Raw genomic sequence first — 16,260 nt, forward strand, 5'->3', positions numbered from 1 at the left:
GCGGCGCCAGACGATCCCGCACGGACGGCGTGGTGCCATCCGCGGCGGCACCGCGTCGCGTGCGCACTGCATCCTCCCTCATCACTGCCGTTCTTCCACCGCACATCGCACGCCCTAGGCTATACCGGCCGCGCCGGCGACGCGCATGATAGTGGAATCGTACGTCGCCACGGCGTCGGGGGCCGCGGCGGGGTGCGGCCGACGCGTGTGGCGACGGTCCCTGTCGGTTCCGGAGCCTGTCGATGCCGATGCCGCTGTCCGCGTTTCCCCTCTCCGCGCCGCCGCGCTGGACGCGCCTGGCCGGTGCCACGGCGCTGCTGCTGGCGCTGCTGTTTCTCGGTGTGGCGGTGGCGCTGCAGGTTTTGCGCGCCGATCTGCACTGGCAGCAGGCCACGCTCAGCCAATACCTGCATGGACCCGGCGGCCTGGTACTGCGCACTGTCTACGTCCTGCTGGCAGCGGCTGTGATGGCTTTGGCGGCCGGCCTGTATGCGCAGTCGCCGCCACGCGCGCGCAGCGGCGCGCCGGTGCTGCTGTTCGGTGGCGCGGCGCTGGGGTTGTGCGGGGTGGCGATCGGCGACAGCTATCTGCCGCAGCGCGCGCCGCTGCTGGCGCCGCTGGTGCACGGGCTCTCCGCGCAGACCGCGTTCCTGTGCGCGACTACCGCGATGCTGCTGCAAAGCGCATGGCTGCGCGGGCAGGCGGCATGGAAGGGCCGCGCCGGGCCGTTGCTGCTGCTGGCGGTGCTGGCGTTCGCGGCCTTGTGGCTGCATGTGCTGTGGCGCGCGCCGCCGCGCGGCCTGACCCAGAAGCTGGCGATCGTGCTGATCCTGGCCTGGCTGTTGCCGGTGGCGTACCGCGTGTGGCGGCCGGCGCCTGCAGCCGCGGCGCAATCGCGCGACAATGGCGCGGTCTTCCCACTACAGGACAGCGCATCATGATCCAGCGTTTCGATACCGGCCCGCGCATGTCGGAAATGACCGTGCACAACGGCGTGGCCTACCTGGCCGGCCAGATCGCCGAGGACACCAGCGCCGACATCGCCGGCCAGACCCGCGAAGTGCTTGCCGCGATCGACCGGCTGCTGGCGCTTGCCGCCACCGACAAGAGCCGGATCCTGCGCGCGGAGATCTACATGACCGACCTGGCCGAGTTCGCCGAGATGAACAAGGTCTGGGAAGAATGGGTCAGCCCCGGCAACACCCCGGCTCGCGCCACCGTGCAGGCCAAGCTGGCCGACCCGGCCTGGAAGATCGAGATCGTGATTACGGCCGCCGCTTGAGCGGCCGGGATTCGTGATTGGGGATTGGGGATTGGGGATTCGTCTTGCCCGCCATGACCTCGCGTGCGTATCCCCTGATCCGCGTAGGAGCGGCTTCAGCCGCGACAGGCATTACCGGTAACGCCCCTCGCGGCTGAAGCCGCTCCTACGCGTAGACGATCAGGCGGCAGCGCCGCCTTTGCCAATCCCCAATCCCGACTCCCTAATCCCGGCACTTCAGCGCCTGACAAACCGGTAATGCGCCACGCCCCACTGCTGGCCCTGTTCGTAGCCGAACAGTTCCGCGCAGGCCATCCAGAACATGCGCCAGCGTTGCCACCAGATCTTGGCGTCGGCGCCGTAGGTGGCCTGCAGCACCGGCATCAGCGTGTCGCGGTGGCGGTCCTGGTTGTGCAGCCAGGCGTTGGCGGTCTTCTCGTAGTGCTGGCCGGACAGCAGCCAGCGGCGCTCGATCGCCAGGTCGTCCTGGAACTGCAGCAGGGTGTCGGCCGCCGGCATCAGGCCGCCGGTGAAGAAGTGCCGGCCCATCCAGTTGTCCTCGCCCTGCACCTCGAACGGGTAGGCCAGGTCGCGATGGCAGAAGATGTGCACGAACAACCGCCCACCCGGCACCAGCCAGTGGCTGACCCGCTTGAGCAGTTCGCGGTAGTTGCGCATGTGCTCGAACATCTCGATCGAGACCACGCGGTCGTAGCTCTCGGTCGGCAGGGTCAGGGTGTTGGCGTCGTGGGTGATCACCTTGACGTTGCCCAGCCCGCGCGCACGGCACTGCGCTTCGATGTGCTCGCGCTGTGGCCGCGAGTTGGACACCGCGGTGATGCGCGCGCCGGGGAACTGCTCGGCCATCCACAAGGTCAGCGAGCCCCAGCCGCAGCCCAGTTCGAGGATGCGCTGGCCATCGCGCAACTGCGCGCGTTCGCCGTACAGCTGCAGCATGCGTTCCTCGGCCGCATCGAGGTCGGGCGTGGTCGCGTCCCAGTAGCAGCTGCTGTACTTCAGGCGCTTGCCCAGGCACAGCTCGAAGAAACGCGGTGGCACTTCGTAGTGCTGGCGATTGGCCGCATCGGTCTCGATGGCGATGGCGCTCTCGCGCAGCGATTCGATCAGCAGGCGCTGGCGTTCCCAGGCCGCGTCGGCGCCGCCGGCGCGCTCCTCGCGCAGGCGCTGCGCGCACAGCCGGCGCATCGCCGCGCGCAGCATGGCGTCGGGCAGCAGGCCGGATTCGGCCAGGCGCGTGGCCAGCGGTTCGGCCGGTGCGGCGGGCGGGGAAGAGGTGGCGAAGGTGCTGGACATCGGCGGATCTCCTGGCGCGGGTTCAATGCCGCGGCGGCATGGGGAAGAAGGCGCTGGTGCTGCGCTGGTAGTCGGCGTAGTCGCGGCCGCGCGAGCGCAGGGCCTGCTGTTCGGTGTAGGGAATGCCGGTGACGCGGTACAGGAAGGCGAACATCAGCAGCGGCCCGAGCGCAGCCACGCCGACCCAAAGCGCGCCGCTGCCCACCGCCAGGAACACGTAGGCGAACCAGTGCACGAATTCGAAGAAGTAGTTCGGGTGCCGCGAATAGCGCCACAGGCCGCGGCGGCAGGTGTGGCCCTTGTTCGCCGGGTCGGCGCGGAACGCGGCCAGTTGCCGGTCGGCCAGGCTTTCCCCGCCGACCGCGACCAGCCAGGTCGCCACCGCCAGGGTGGTCCACACGCTCCACTGCGGCTGCGGATTGTGCGCGGCCACCGACAGCGGCACCGCGAACGCCAGCACCACCAGCGCCTGGCCGAGGAAGAACGCCAGGAACTTGCGCTGGTCGCCGTGCCAGTGCTCGCGCAGGGCGCGATAGCGGCCGTCCTCGTGCGCATCGCCGAACACGCGCACGCCCAGGTGCCAGGCCAGGCGCGCGCCCCACAGCCCGCCCAGTACGGCGGTCAGTACCCGCGGCAGCAGCGCGCCGTCGGCGCGCCAGGCGCAGTACACCGCAGTCAGCGCCATGCACGCTGACCACAGTACGTCGACCACGCCGGCATTGCGGGTATGCCGCTGCCAGGCCCAGCCGGCGAGCATGACCAGCACCGTGAAGATGCCCACATGCAGCAGCGGCCAGGCGTTCATCGCGCCGCTCCTGCTGCCGGAAGGGCCGGTGTGGCGACGGTCAGGCGGCGCGTCGCCAGGCTCAGCAAAATCAGCGCCGCGGCCCAGCCGACGGCCAGCGCCAGCAGCGCCTGCGGCAACGGCGCTACCAGCGTCACCGCCTGCCAGCCGCGCGCGGCCAGCACGTAGCCCAGCGGACCGGCGGTGGCGCCGAACAGCGCCGCGCGCCAGGGATGGCGCATCACCCACGCCAGCGAATGCTGGAAGGTCAGCGCGAAGCCGGCCCACAGCGCCAGGATCCACAGCGGCGGCCACGGCGCCGGCGGCGCGGCGGCGTAGCGCACCCAGTCGCCGGCGCGCATGGCGGCATCCACACCGGCGCCCAGGGGCAACGCCAGGGCGATCAGCGTGGCGTCGCCACGGGCGCGACGGCGCGGCTGCAACTGGTACAGCGCGAACAGCGCCAGCGCCGCCGGGCCGGCCCAGGCCAGTCCGTGCGCGGCGCCGACCACCGCGGCCAGCCACAGCCCCTGCAGGGCCAGGTAGTTGATCAGGTTGCTCATGCGTCGCCCGCCAGCGCCGGGGCGAACTGCGCCGGCCGCGCGCGCGGCTTGCTCAGCCACAGGTGCACGTCGCCGATCGAGCGTTCCAGGAAGCCGCCTTCGCAGTAGGCCAGATAGAACTCCCACATGCGGATGAAGCGTTCGTCGTAGCCGAGCGCGCGCACCTGCGGCAGTTTGGCCATGAAGCGCTCGCGCCAGGCGCGCAGGGTCAGCGCGTAGCTGGGGCCGATGTCTTCCAGGTTGAACAGGCGCAGGTCGCTGGCGCGGCCGATCGCGCCGGTCATCGCCGCCACCGAGGGAATGAAACTGCCCGGGAAGATGTGGCGCTTGATGAAGTCCACCGACTTGAGCGCCTGTGCGTAGCGGTGATCCTCGATGGTGATGGCCTGGATCAGCGCCTGGCCGTCGTCCTTGAGCAGGCTGCCGACTTTGCCGAAGTAGGTGTCCAGGTACTGATGGCCGATCGCCTCGATCATCTCGATCGAGACCAGGCGGTCGTAGCGGCCATCCAGATCGCGGTAGTCGCGCAGCAACACCTCGACCCGGTCCGACAGCCCGGCGGCGGCGATGCGCTGCCGGGCCAGTTCGTACTGCTCGCGCGAGATGGTGGTGGTGGTGACGCGGCAGCCGTGGTGCTTGGCGGCGTGCAGCGCGAAGCCGCCCCAGCCGGTGCCGATCTCGACCAGATGATGATGCGGCTGCAGATCGAGCTTGGCGCAGATGCGCTGCAGCTTGCGCTCGGCGGCGCGTTCCAGCGCCGCCTCGCCCAGGGCGGCATCGGTATCGCGGAAGATCGCCGAGGAGTACATCAGGTTGCGATCCAGGAACAGCTCGAACAGCTGGTTGCCCAGGTCGTAGTGGGCGGCGATGTTGCGGCGGCTGCCGGCACGGGTGTTGCGCGCGAACGCATGCAGGCCGCGCATCGCCAGGCCGCCAAGTCGGGCCAGGCCGGTCTCCATCGCGTCCAGGCGGTCGCGGTTGCGCACCAGCAGGCGCACCAGCGCGACCAGGTCGTCGCAGTCCCACATCCCATCCATGTACGCCTCGCCGACGCCGACGCTGCCGTTGAGCGCGGCCTGGCGGTAGAAGCGCGGATCGTGGATGCGCAGATGCGCCTGCAGCGCGTCGGCACCGGCGCCGGCATCGCCCAGCGTGGTCAGCGTGCCGGCTTCCTCGATGCGCAACTGGCCGTCGTGCAGGCCATCGAGCGTGGCGAGCAGGCGCTTGCGCAGCAGGCGGTCGAGCCCGCGCAACGGCGGTGCGGCCGGGGTCAGCGCGGCGGCGGAAGAGGGCGCGTGCGGAGCGTTCATCGGCGTTCTCGCGGAAGGGAGTGGTCGGGGTGGTCGTGCACCGGGTTGCCGCGCAGCCACAGCCGCAGCGCCTGCCAGTGGATCTTGGCCATGACCTGCAGGGTCATCGCCGGATAGCGCAGCAATGCCTGCGCCAGGCTGGCGCCATCGAGCGCGCGGCGCTGCAGGACGAGGGTGGCGTCGAAGCGCCGCCGCACGGTTGCGGGCGCAGGATCGAGCACGTCCATGTGCACGCGCAGTTGCGCACCGGGTTCGCTGAAGCGCCAGGCGTAGGTGTGCGCCATCGCCATGAACGGCGACACATGGAAGCGTTTGGCGAAGCGCCAGGCGTGGGTGGCGCCATGGCTGCGCGCCTCGGCCATCGGCAGCACGTAGGCGTGGCGCTGCCGCCAGGGCGTGTTGGTGATCTCGGCGACGATGCTGTGCAGGCGCTGCTGCGCGTCGTGACAGTAGTAAAACGTGACCGGATTGAAGCAATGGCCGAAGTAGCGCAGGTGGGTGAGCATGCGCACTGGGCCGAGCGGGCGTTCGCCGGTGTGCTGCTGCACGCGGTCGCGTACCGCTTCGTCCAGCGGCTGTGCGGGGTCGCCGAGATAGTCGCTGCGGCGGAACTCGGCCAGGTTGCGCCGGTTCACCGACCACAGCCAGCGCCGCGCGAACACCTGCTCCAGTTCGTCCAGGTCCAGGTACAGCAGGAACAACGGATAGCGGAACGCCAGCGCCTTGGGCGCGTAGCGGCGATGCCGCACCCAGCCGGTGTACACCGCGCTGCGCAGGCCGTGCAAGGTCGTGCCCGCCGCCGCCGACGTTGTCGAGACGGCGCCAGCCGGCGGGGCGGGCACGGCAGCACGGCGCATCAGGGTCATGACCAGGGTACCCCCAGCGCGGCGGCCACGTCGACCGCGCTGCGCAGGCCGTCCTCGTGGAAGCCGAAGCCCCAACCGGCGCCGGCGAACCAGGTGTTGCGCTGGCCCTGGATCTCGCCCTTGCGCGCCTGCGCCGCCACCGATGCCTGGGTCTGCAGCGGATGCCGGTAGCGCATGCGCCGCAGCACCTTGGCCGGATCGATCGCATCAGTGCGGTTGAGGCTGACGATGAACGGCTGCGGCGCCTGCAGCGACTGCAGTGCGTTCATCCAGTAGCTGACCGTGCACGGCGCGTCCGGATCGGCCGGCACGTGCGCGTTCCAGGCGGCCCAGGCGCGTCGGTCGCGCGGCAGCACGCGCGCGTCGGTGTGCAGCACGGTCTCGTTGTCCTGGTAGCCGATCGCGCCGAGGATCGCGGTTTCGGCCTCGCTGGGATCGGTGAGCAGGCGCAGCGCGTCGTCGGCGTGGCAGGCCAGCACCGCGTGGTCGTATTGCTGGGTGTCCGCATCGCAGGCGATGGCGACGCTGCCGTGCGCGGTGCGCTGTATCGCGCGCACCGGCGTGCCGAGCCGCTCGCGCACCCGCCAGCGGCTGCGCAGCGCGCGCACGTAGCTGTTGGAGCCGCCGCGCACCACCCGCCACTGCGGGCGGCCGCTGACCTGCAGCATGTGGTGGTTGGCCATGAAGCCGATCAGCTGACGCATCGGGAAATCGAGGATCTGCCGCGACGGCGAGGACCACAGCGCCGAGGCCATCGGCACCAGGTGCGCGTCGCGGAACACCTGGGAGTAGCCGTGGCGCTGCAGGAATTCGCCGAGGGTGAGCTGCGCCAGGGAGGCGTCGTGCAGCACCTGCGGCGCCTCGCGGTAGAACCGCCGCAGATCGCGCAGCATGCGCCAGAAACGCGGCGACAGCAGGTTGCGGCGCTGGCAGAACAGCCCGTCGAGCGTGCCGGCGTTGTACTCCAGTCCGGTACGTTCCTCGTGCACCGAAAAACTCATTGTGGTCGGCTGCGATTCGACTCCCAGCCGCGCGAACAACGCGCTCAGCAGCGGGTAGTGCTCCGGATTGAACACGATGAAGCCGCTGTCCACCGCGTATTCCGCGCCGTCCAGTTCGATCGCGTGGGTGTGGGTATGGCCGCCGAGATAGTCGGCCGCCTCGTACAGCGTCACCTCGTGGCGCTGCGACAACAGCCACGCCGCGCCAAGGCCGGCGATCCCCGAGCCCACCACCGCGATCCGGCTCATCGGGCACGCGCCTGTGCGCGCACCAGCCCGGCCGGCACCGGCTTGAGCTCGCGGATCACGCGGGTCCACGACAGCGCCTTCAGTCCGTACCAGGTCAGGTCCAGCTCCCACCAGCGGAAGCCCTGGCGCGCGGCGCCGGGGAAGAAGTGATGGTTGTTGTGCCAGCCTTCGCCGAAGGTCAGCAGCGCCAGCCACAGGTTGTTGCGGCTGTCGTCGCGGGTGTCGAAGCGCCGGCTGCCGAAGCGATGCGCCAGCGAGTTGATGGTGAAGGTGGCATGGAACAGCGCCACGGTGGAGACGAAGAAGCCCCACACCAGCAACTGCGGGCCATCGGTGCCGAGCTGCGGCATGTGCCGCTGCAGCCACCCGCCGAGCAGGAACAGCGCCAGCGCCAGGAGCACCGGCAGCAGGAGGTCGAAGCGGTCGAGGAAGCGCAGTTCGGGGAAGCGGCGCAGGTCCGGGATCGCCTCCCAGTCGGTGCGGAAGCCGCGCGGTGTCAGGAACCAGCCGCTATGGCTCCACCAGAAGCCGTGCTGGCGCGGCGAATGCGGGTCGGCCGGGGTGTCGGTGTGGCGATGATGGTTGCGGTGGTGCGCGGCCCACCACAGCGGCCCGCGCTGCACGCAGGTGGCGCCGATCGCGGCGAACAGGAACTGCACCGGGCGCGAGGTCTTGAACGCGCGGTGGGCGAAATAGCGGTGGTAGAAGCCGGTGAGCGCGAACATGCGTATTGCGTACATCGCCACCGCCATGCCCACGGCGAACCACGACACGCCGACCCAGAACACGCCCAGGCACGCCAGGTGCAGGCCGATGTAGGGCGCGGCGCGCAGCCAGTCGATGCGGTCGGCGCGCGCCGGGTCCAGTTCGATCTCGGCGCTGGTATCGAACCAGCGGCGCAGGGTGCGCAGGATACGGCCACGCGGCGCAGGCGACGATGTGGAGGGGCGGGGTTCCGGAACGGGACTCGGCACAAGCGCGTCTCATTGGGGGACTTGGGAGCGATACGGGCGAAACCGGAAGACGGATGCACCCAAGTCGCATTTCCCCTGCACGGCTGCGGGCGTGGCATCGCGGGCCACGACGGCGCAGCGCAGGCGTCGCGCGATCGGAAGATCTGGCTGTCGCGCGGATGCGCGACGGCGGCGGCGATGTTGCCTGCGCACGAGTGGTGGGCGGGTGAATGCGCGCCGGGTTCTTGCAGTTGAGCGCGGCACGGACTGCCTGCGGCGCGTGCAAGGCGCCTGGAACTGCCCCTCTCCCACCGGGAGAGGGGTTGGGGTGAGGGTGCGGCGCGAAGCGCCTCGCGCATCCAACTTGCGCTACCGGACGCTCTACGAGGCTTCGCCCGTACCCTCATCCGCCCCTTTGGGGCACCTTCTCCCGACGGGAGAAGGGAATCCATGGTCCCGGTGGGAGAAGGGTTGTCTACGGTGCGAGCTGCAGCGTGCTAAGGCGTATTGCCCCTCTCCCACCGGGAGAGGGGTTGGGGTGAGGGTGCGGCGCGAAGCGCCTCGCGCATCCAACTTTCGCTACCGGACGCTGTACGAGGCTTCGCCCGTACCCTCATCCGCCCCTTCGGGCACCTTCTCCCGATGGGAGAAGGGGGTGTCTACGGCGCCAGCTGCAGCGTGCTGATGCCGCCCTTGGCCACGACCGGGCCGGTGGCCACGCCGCCGGGCGCGCCGCCGGGCGGTTCCATGGTCACTGCCAGCACCGCGCCGTCGCTGAGCATGGGCATCAGCGCATCGGGGATGCGCGCCACGCGCGCCTTGGCCTCATCGAACACGCCCATCGAGCGCGCCTTGCCGTCGGCCGGGATCAGCCACAGCTCGGGCACGCGCGCACTGTCGTGGGTGCCGCCCAGCGGGGTGAGGGTGATGCTGCGCTTGTCGGCGTCCATCAGCGCCACGTAGCCGGGCTTGCCGTCGTCCTGCATCAGCGTGGAGGTCATCGCGATGCCGCTGGGCTTGGGCGTGGTGGTGGCGACCGGTGGCGGCTGCGCGGCCGGCGGCGGCACCGGCGCACGCGCCAGCAGCAGCGCCAGCAGGCAGGCGGTGGCGGTGGCGAAGCCGCCTGCGCTGAGCCAGCGCCAGGTCCGCACGCTGTCCCAGAACCCGGGCGCAGCGGGCCGCGCGCGCGGCGCCGGCGCATCCAGGCCCAGCGAGGCGCGGATGCGCACCCACACGCGCTCAGGCACCGCCACCGGGGCGATCTCGTCGGCCAGCGGCATCAGGTGCTGCTGCCATTGCAGTACCGCCTCGGCGAATTCGCGGTCGCTGTCGATGCGCGCTTCGGCGGCGCGGCGCTCCTGTGCGTCGAGCACGCCGAGCACGTATTCGCCGGCCAGCACGTCGCGCGGCGGCGGGGTTTCCTGCGGATCGGGCACGGAGGCGTTCATCGTTCCAGGCACGCTTTCAGTTTGGCCAGGCCGCGGCGGATCCAGCTCTTGACCGTGCCCAGCGGCGTACCGCTGCGGTGGGCCAGTTCCTCATAGGTGATGCCCTCGAAGAACGCGGTGCGGATCAACTCGCCGCGCGGCGGCTCCAGTTCGCCCATGCACACGTCCAGGCGCCGGCCGGCCACCCGCCACTCGGTATCGGCGAGCGGATCGCGGCCTTCGTCCTGCAGTTCACCGGCGTCGTCCAGCGCCACCGACTGCCGCGCGGGGGCGCGTGCGCGCAGATGATCGATAGCCTTGTTGCGGGCGATCATGGTCAGCCAGGTCAGGCCGCGCGCGCGCTGCGGGTCGAACTGCGCGGCCTTGCGCCAGACTGCGGAGAACACTTCCTGCAGCACGTCCTCGGCCTCGCCGCGCTGCGGCACGATGCGCAGGCACACGCCGAACAGGCGCGAGGCGGTGGTGCGGTACAGGCGTTCGAACGCGGCGCTGTCGCCGGTGGCGGTGGCGACCAGCAATTGTCCTGCTTCGTCGTGATCGGGCGACTCGGTCATGCCGGGAGACGGTGGCGAAGGTCGGCGCGATGCTACAGGCTTTCGCCGCGGCCGTCGCTCAGGCGCGCTGGCGTCGCCACAGGACGAGGGCGGCGAGCAGCAGGACGATCTCGAACGCCGCCAGGCCGGTCGTGGTCGGGCCCACCGGCCACAGCCGCAGCAGGCTGGCGCTGCGGTAGAGCACGATGGGCACGTAGAACGCCAGCGCCACGAGCAGGCCGGTGCGCAGTTGCCCGGTGCGGGCGAAGTAGCCGAACAGGAAGGCCATGCCCAGTTGCAGGCCGCCGTAGATGACCAGGTATTCGGACTGGCCGGAGCGGTCCAGGCCGACATAGCCCACTGCCGCGGCGGTCTGCGCCGGCAGCAGCGTGCACCAGACGGCCAGGAGCGCGTAGAGCGCGGCGTTGAACCACAGGTAGGCCTTGGCCATGAGGTGTCCTCGTCGATGCGCGGGCGATGCGCAGGCATGGTTGTAGCGGGTGCGGCGATGGCCGGCGTGAATGCGCTGGCGGTGCGGCTCAGCGCGCGCTGCATTGCGCGACCAACGGTTGCTGCAGCGCCTGCTCCCAGGCGCCGGCATCGGCCTGGCCGCGCAGGCGTTCGGGGAATTCGATGCGCACGGTCGGGTAGCGGCCGCGCGCGTCGCGGATGTTGCCGACGCCGCGGAACTCGAGCAGGCGCCGGTCCTGGCGCGCATAGGCGACGCTGAGGTCGGGCAGCAGCGTGCCGTACCAGGCGGCCAGGCTCAGGGTGTAGCGCTGCACCTCGGCATCGGCCGGGCCGGGAGCGATGCGGAACTCGAGCGTGCGCAGTTCGCTGGGCAGCACGAAGGCGATGCGCTGCGGCGCGCCGCTGCCCAGGCTGTCCCAGCGCTGGCGCAGGTAGGCGTCGAAACCGGCGTCGATCACCTGCGCCTGGTCGCTCTTCGGCAACGGCGCGCGGCGCTCGGCCTGGCCCTTGGCCTGGCTGAACATCTCGCGCCCGCCGCCGCTGCGGCGCACGCCCTCGCGGTAACCGCTGCGCGCATCGACCAGCTCGAAGTCCGGCGCGGCGCTGCCGTCGTCCACGCGCTTGCGTGCGAACGCGCTGCCATCGGCGCACTGGTACAGCACCACGCGCGCGCCATCGTCGCGGACCCAATGGCTTTCGCGGTACAGCACCTGCTTGCCGTCGGCGGCATAGGCGATGCCCTCGTAGTGCAGCATCGCCCTGGCCGGCGCCGCGGCGACGAGCGCAGCGGTACCCAGGGCCAGGGCCAGCGGCAGGTGCGGTCGGGTGAACGGGAAGGCGGCGGTCGACGTCGGCATGCACGGCGCTCCGGTGGGATGACACCAGGACATACGCGGCCGGCGCCGATCCGGATGCGCCCGCGGTGGCGGCCGCGTGGCGCGGGCGTCTCAGCGCAGGACGATGCAGTCCACCGGGCAGGCCGGCAGGCACAGTGCGCAGCCGGTGCACAAGGGTGCCAGCACCGTGTGCATGTGCTTGGCGCCGCCGACGATGGCGTCCACCGGGCAGGCCTGGATGCACTTGGTGCAGCCGATGCAGTCGGCCTCGATCACCCACGCCACCTGCGGCGGCGTGTGCGTGCCGCGGCTGCGGTCGTAGGGCAGGGCGGGGACCCCGAGCACCCGCGCCAGGGCGCGCGCGCCGGCGTCGCCGCCGGGCGGGCAGCGGTCCACCTGCGCGGTGCCGGCGGCCATCGCCTCGGCATAGGGGCGACAGCCGTCGAACCCGCACTGGCCGCATTGGGTCTGCGGCAGCAGGCGATCGAGACGTTCGAGCAGGGCGTCGTGGGTGGGCGTCATGGCGGAGGCGGCGCGCGGCGGCGCACGGCGTGGAGCAGAGGCGAAAAAGCGGAAACGCCGGCGTGGCGAGCCGGCACAGTGTAGCGCGGCGTCCGCTGCGGCCCGAGCCTAGCGCGCGCTGTAGGTGTCGATCACGACCTGGACCGCGGTGCCCGGCGCCGGCGTGGCGGGCGCGTCCTGGGCACGGTCCAGCACGATCCGCACCGGCTGCCGCTGCACGCGCCGGACATGGTTGCCGGCCTGCGCGGCGCTGTCGAGCGCCGCGTCCGTGTCGGCGCCGATCGCCTGGACGTGGCCGACCCAGGCGATCTCCGCATCGCCGGCCAGGCGCACCTGCGCGGTCTGGCCGACCCGGATCGCCGGCAGCACGTCCTCGCGGAACCGGGCGACCACCACGGTCGCGTCGTCCGTGGACGCATGCGTGGAGACGGCGGCCGGCGCGCCGGGCCTGGCGCCACCGGCGCGCGACGCCGGCGTCGCCACCCAGGCGTCGTCGCTGTGGGCCGCGGGGTACATGCGCCACCCCCACACGCTGACGGCGAATGCGATGCCGAGCAGGACCGACAGCGCCACGATCGACAAGGCGACGACCGCGCTGCGGTCGCGCGGTGGCGTCGCTGCGGCGTCGCTGCGTGCCGCGGAGGCGGCCGCGCGCTGCGCAGCGGACGGCAGGGGCGGCGGTGTCTGGCGCGGCGTCATCGGCTCAGGCGATCCGGCGCCCGCGGTACCAGCGCTCGTGCGCCAGCGCCAGCATCGGCCGGTCCTCGCGGCTGTCGCCGTACGCGTAGATCCGCGGATAGGCGTTCAGGTCGTACTGCATGCGGATCAGGGCGGCCTTGCGCGGCCCGCAGTCGCCGTGGCGATAGCGGCCGGTCAGGCGCCCGTCCTGCACTTCCAGGCGATTGCAGATCAGGTGCAGCCCGTGCTGCTTGCACCAGGGTTGCAGATACAGGTCCAGCGAACCGGACACCACCGCCACCCTGTGCCCCTGCGCCTGGTGCCAGGCGATCCGCTGCAGCATGTCCGGCCGCAGCAGCGGCGGCAGCGCCTCCTGCGCATAACGCTCGGCCTCGCGGGCGATCTCGTCCGCGTCGCGTCCGGCGAACACCAGGCGGGTGACCCGCGTGCGCAACGCCGCCGCCGACACCAGCCCCAGCCGATAGCCGGCCAGCCAGGGCCCGACCGTCCAGCGCGCCTGCGCCTGTTGCGCCGGCGTGGCCACCCGCCGCAGGAACCCCGAATAGGTATCGGCGGTGGTGACCGTGTGGTCGAAGTCGAATAGAGCGAGGGATTGGGGATTCGGCATTGGGGATTCGTCACCGCGTCATGGACCCATCGGCGCCGGGAGTGGCTCAACCAATCCCCAATCCCGACTCCCCAATCCCGGCTCTCAACGCACCGGCATGCCCGGCTGCGCGCCGCTGTCGGCGTCGAGCAGGGCCAGGGCGCCGCCGTCGAAGCCGGCCGACAGGATCATGCCCTCGCTGAGGCCGAAGCGCATCTTGCGCGGGGCGAGGTTGGCGATGAACACCACGTTGCGGCCGACCAGCTTTTCCGGCTCGCCGTAGCTGCCGCGGATGCCGGAGAAGATCTGCCGCTTGCCCAGCTCGCCGGCGTCCAGTTCGAAGCGCAGCAGCTTGTCCGATCCTTCGACGAATTCGCAGGCCAGCACCTTGCCGATGCGCAGATCGAGCTTGGCGAAGTCGTCGATGCCGATGTGGCCGGGATTGGGGATTGGGGATTGGGGATTGGTGGCGGCCTTCGCTTCCTGCTTGGCGGGGGCCGCGGCAGTTGGAGCGGGGGCGAGGGTGTCCTTGGAGGCGTCGGTCATGGCGTCGAGCAGCTTTGGGTCGAGACGGGTGAACAGAGGAGCGTAGGGCTGGATGGCGTGCGCCAGCAGCGGGGCGTCGAGGTCGTCCCAGGCGGTGAGCGGGGCCGACAGGAAGGCCTCGGCCTCGGCGCAGGTGCGCGGCAGCACCGGTTTGAGCGCGGCGGCCAGCACGCGGAACAGGTTCAGGCCCTGCGTGCACACCGCCTGCAGTTGCGCTTCGGCGCCGTCCTGCTTGGCCAGCACCCAGGGCTTGTGCTCGTCGATGTACTTGTTGGCCTCGTCGGCCAGGGCCATGGTCTGGCGGATCGCGCTGGCCGGATCGTTGCGCTCGTACGCCTCGCGGATCGGCGCCAGCGCGGCGACGAAGCGCGCGTACTGCGCCGCATCCGGCAGCGCGTCGGCGAGCGTGCCGCCGAAGCGCTTGTCGATGAAGCCGGCGCAGCGGCTGGCCAGGTTGACGAACTTGCCGACCAGGTCCGCGTTGACCCGCGCCACGAAGTCGCCCAGGTTCAGGTCGAGATCGTCGACGCCGCCGGAGGACTTGGCCGCGAAGTAGTAGCGCAGCGCTTCCGGCTCCAGGCCCACGTCCAGGTAGGTGCGGGCCATGACGAAGGTGCCGCGCGACTTGGACATCTTGGCGCCGTCGACGGTCAGGTAGCCGTTGACGTGCAGCCGGGTCGGCGCGCGGTGGCCGGTGCCGTGCAGCACCGCCGGCCAGAACAGGCCGTGGAAGTTGACGATGTCCTTGCCGATGAAGTGGTGCAGTTCGGTGGCGGTGCCGGCGGCCAGGTGCGGCTCGAACGCTTCGCCCAGGCTCGCGCACAGGGTCTGGAAGCTGCTCAGGTAGCCGATCGGCGCGTCCAGCCACACGTAGAAGTACTTGCCCGGCTGGCCGGGGATCTGGAAGCCGAAGTAGGGCGCGTCGCGGGAAATGTCCCAGGCGCGGAGGCCGCCTTCGCTGTCCAGCCACTCCATCAGCTTGGCCTTGACCCCGGGCAGGGCCACGTCGCCGGCCAGCCAATCGCGCAGGAAGCCGTCGAAGCGGCCGACCTCGAAGAAGAAGTGTTCCGAATCGCGCAGTTCCGGCGTGGCGCCGGAGATCACCGACTTCGGCTCCTTCAGCTCGGTCGGGGAATAGGTGGCGCCGCAGACCTCGCAGTTGTCGCCGTACTGGTCGGCGCTGCCGCAGTTCGGGCAGATGCCCTTGATGTAGCGGTCGGGCAGGAACATGCCCTTGGCCGGGTCGTAGAACTGCGCCACCGAGCGACGCGCGATGTGGCCGCCGGCGTCGAGCTTGGCGTAGAACGCCTCGGTCAGGGCGCGATTGGCGTCCGAGTTGGTCGAGTCGTAATGGTCGAAGGCCACGCCGAACGCGGCGAAATCGCGCTCGTGGCTGGCCTGGATGGCGGCGATGAAGTCTTCCGGGGTGACCCCGGCCTTCTCCGCGGCCAGCATGATCGGCGTGCCATGGGTGTCGTCGGCGCACACGAACCAGGTGCGGTCGCCGCGCAACCGCCGCGCGCGCACCCAGATGTCGGCCTGGATGTAGCCGACCAGATGCCCCAGATGCAGCGGTCCGTTGGCATAGGGCAGGGCGGTGGTGACGAGGGCGGTGGTCATGGCGGCCGGCGTTTCTGGGGGCCGGGGATTATTGCATGGAGCTGGGAGTGGGGAATCGGGAATGGGGAATGGCAAGAGCGGTGGACCGCGAGCTGATGGGCCACGAAAAAGGCGCCTTTGCAGGCGCCTTGTCGGAGTGGGGCGGTCTCAGGCCGGCAGATGCCGCTTTTGCGATTCCCGATTCTCCACTCCCGATTCCCGGCTTCCGTCACTCCCTGATCCAGGTCTGTGTCCGTCCCAACGCCTCGATGCCGATGTAGCCGCGCATCTGCAGCTTCTTGCCGCCGTCGGTGAGGGTGATCTTGGCCTTGTAGGTCTTGCCCTTGGCCGGGTCCAGTACCGAACCGCCGTCCCACACCGCGGTGCCGTCGGGCTTGAGGCCCCACAGGATGGTCATGCCCTTGATCGGCTTGCCCTTGCGCTCGCCGTCGCACTTGTCGCACATCGGGTTGGGGCCGTGGTTGGATTGCAGGATCTCCACCACCTTGCCGCTCAGCGTGCCGTTGCCGGCCTGCTCGATCTGCACGATCGACTTGGGCTTGCCGGTTTCGTCGTCGATGGTCTGCCAGCGGCCGACCGGCGAGGTGTCGGCGGCGTGCGCCATGAATGCCGCCGCGCTCAGCGGCAGGGCCAGCATCAGGGTCTTGAAGCTCGTGCGCATGTTCCCCTCCCGAGGGATGTCCGGTGCGGCCGGCGCG

Annotated in this window: 18 protein-coding genes; 2 read left to right on the plus strand and 16 right to left on the minus strand. The window is 70.8% G+C overall.

Features of this window, described 5'->3' with window-relative positions:
- Positions 1-248: 248 nt before the first annotated feature.
- Both AC1PLR_RS06325 and AC1PLR_RS06330 read left to right on the plus strand, forming a co-directional pair.
- Entirely contained in the window at positions 249-941 is a 693-nt protein-coding gene (locus tag AC1PLR_RS06325) for a DUF998 domain-containing protein (protein WP_481103545.1), read from the plus strand.
- Positions 938-1,282, plus strand: coding sequence for a RidA family protein (locus tag AC1PLR_RS06330; protein WP_010342343.1), 345 nt, complete (start codon positions 938-940; stop codon positions 1,280-1,282). Before AC1PLR_RS06325 ends, AC1PLR_RS06330 begins: the two co-directional genes overlap by 4 nt.
- 216 nt (positions 1,283-1,498) lie before the next feature.
- Here AC1PLR_RS06330 and AC1PLR_RS06335 read toward each other — a convergent pair whose 3' ends face one another.
- The 16 genes from AC1PLR_RS06335 to AC1PLR_RS06410 all read right to left on the minus strand — a co-directional run bounded on the left by AC1PLR_RS06335 (position 1,499) and on the right by AC1PLR_RS06410 (position 16,223).
- Positions 1,499-2,575 (minus strand): SAM-dependent methyltransferase, encoded by a 1,077-nt coding sequence (locus AC1PLR_RS06335; protein WP_371184414.1) that lies wholly within the window; start codon positions 2,573-2,575, stop codon positions 1,499-1,501.
- Positions 2,576-2,597: 22 nt separating this feature from the next.
- Positions 2,598-3,380 (minus strand): DUF1295 domain-containing protein, encoded by a 783-nt coding sequence (locus AC1PLR_RS06340; RefSeq protein WP_420007514.1) that lies wholly within the window; start codon positions 3,378-3,380, stop codon positions 2,598-2,600.
- Positions 3,377-3,922: a DUF2878 domain-containing protein gene (locus AC1PLR_RS06345; RefSeq protein WP_481103016.1), complete on the minus strand. Its 546-nt coding sequence runs from the start codon at positions 3,920-3,922 to the stop codon at positions 3,377-3,379. The genes AC1PLR_RS06340 and AC1PLR_RS06345 overlap by 4 nt, the downstream gene beginning before the upstream one ends.
- Complete coding sequence (locus AC1PLR_RS06350; RefSeq protein ID WP_481103017.1) at positions 3,919-5,232, minus strand: class I SAM-dependent methyltransferase; 1,314 nt, start codon at positions 5,230-5,232, stop codon at positions 3,919-3,921. The genes AC1PLR_RS06345 and AC1PLR_RS06350 overlap by 4 nt, the downstream gene beginning before the upstream one ends.
- Positions 5,229-6,098, minus strand: a complete 870-nt coding sequence (locus tag AC1PLR_RS06355; protein WP_481103018.1) for a DUF1365 domain-containing protein — start codon at positions 6,096-6,098, stop codon at positions 5,229-5,231. The genes AC1PLR_RS06350 and AC1PLR_RS06355 overlap by 4 nt, the downstream gene beginning before the upstream one ends.
- Complete coding sequence (locus AC1PLR_RS06360; protein ID WP_481103019.1) at positions 6,095-7,348, minus strand: NAD(P)/FAD-dependent oxidoreductase; 1,254 nt, start codon at positions 7,346-7,348, stop codon at positions 6,095-6,097. Before AC1PLR_RS06360 ends, AC1PLR_RS06355 begins: the two co-directional genes overlap by 4 nt.
- Positions 7,345-8,322, minus strand: a complete 978-nt coding sequence (locus AC1PLR_RS06365) for an acyl-CoA desaturase (RefSeq protein ID WP_481103020.1) — start codon at positions 8,320-8,322, stop codon at positions 7,345-7,347. The genes AC1PLR_RS06360 and AC1PLR_RS06365 overlap by 4 nt, the downstream gene beginning before the upstream one ends.
- A 638-nt stretch (positions 8,323-8,960) precedes the next feature.
- Positions 8,961-9,749, minus strand: coding sequence for an anti-sigma factor (locus AC1PLR_RS06370; RefSeq protein WP_371184426.1), 789 nt, complete (start codon positions 9,747-9,749; stop codon positions 8,961-8,963).
- Positions 9,746-10,303, minus strand: coding sequence for a sigma-70 family RNA polymerase sigma factor (locus AC1PLR_RS06375; RefSeq protein ID WP_481103021.1), 558 nt, complete (start codon positions 10,301-10,303; stop codon positions 9,746-9,748). The genes AC1PLR_RS06370 and AC1PLR_RS06375 overlap by 4 nt, the downstream gene beginning before the upstream one ends.
- Before the next feature lie 58 nt (positions 10,304-10,361).
- On the minus strand, positions 10,362-10,733 hold the full coding sequence (locus AC1PLR_RS06380) for a DUF4345 domain-containing protein (RefSeq protein ID WP_371184430.1): 372 nt from the start codon (positions 10,731-10,733) through the stop codon (positions 10,362-10,364).
- Between the two features lie 88 nt (positions 10,734-10,821).
- Positions 10,822-11,610: a hypothetical protein gene (locus AC1PLR_RS06385; RefSeq protein WP_420007508.1), complete on the minus strand. Its 789-nt coding sequence runs from the start codon at positions 11,608-11,610 to the stop codon at positions 10,822-10,824.
- Positions 11,611-11,700: 90 nt separating this feature from the next.
- On the minus strand, positions 11,701-12,111 hold the full coding sequence (rnfB, locus tag AC1PLR_RS06390) for an Rnf electron transport complex subunit RnfB (RefSeq protein WP_420007507.1): 411 nt from the start codon (positions 12,109-12,111) through the stop codon (positions 11,701-11,703).
- 108 nt (positions 12,112-12,219) lie between these two features.
- The gene (locus AC1PLR_RS06395) at positions 12,220-12,810 is read right to left on the minus strand and encodes a hypothetical protein (protein WP_481103022.1); all 591 of its coding nucleotides are present in this window, start codon (positions 12,808-12,810) and stop codon (positions 12,220-12,222) included.
- Positions 12,811-12,814: 4 nt separating this feature from the next.
- Positions 12,815-13,417 (minus strand): HAD family hydrolase, encoded by a 603-nt coding sequence (locus tag AC1PLR_RS06400; protein ID WP_481103023.1) that lies wholly within the window; start codon positions 13,415-13,417, stop codon positions 12,815-12,817.
- Between the two features lie 84 nt (positions 13,418-13,501).
- The gene (gene metG / locus AC1PLR_RS06405) at positions 13,502-15,562 is read right to left on the minus strand and encodes a methionine--tRNA ligase (protein ID WP_481103024.1); all 2,061 of its coding nucleotides are present in this window, start codon (positions 15,560-15,562) and stop codon (positions 13,502-13,504) included.
- A gap of 208 nt (positions 15,563-15,770) precedes the next feature.
- Entirely contained in the window at positions 15,771-16,223 is a 453-nt protein-coding gene (locus tag AC1PLR_RS06410; protein WP_010342365.1) for a DUF2147 domain-containing protein, read from the minus strand.
- Positions 16,224-16,260 lie beyond the last annotated feature (37 nt).

The sequence above is a fragment of the Xanthomonas sp. NCPPB 3570 genome, from assembly GCF_056725115.1.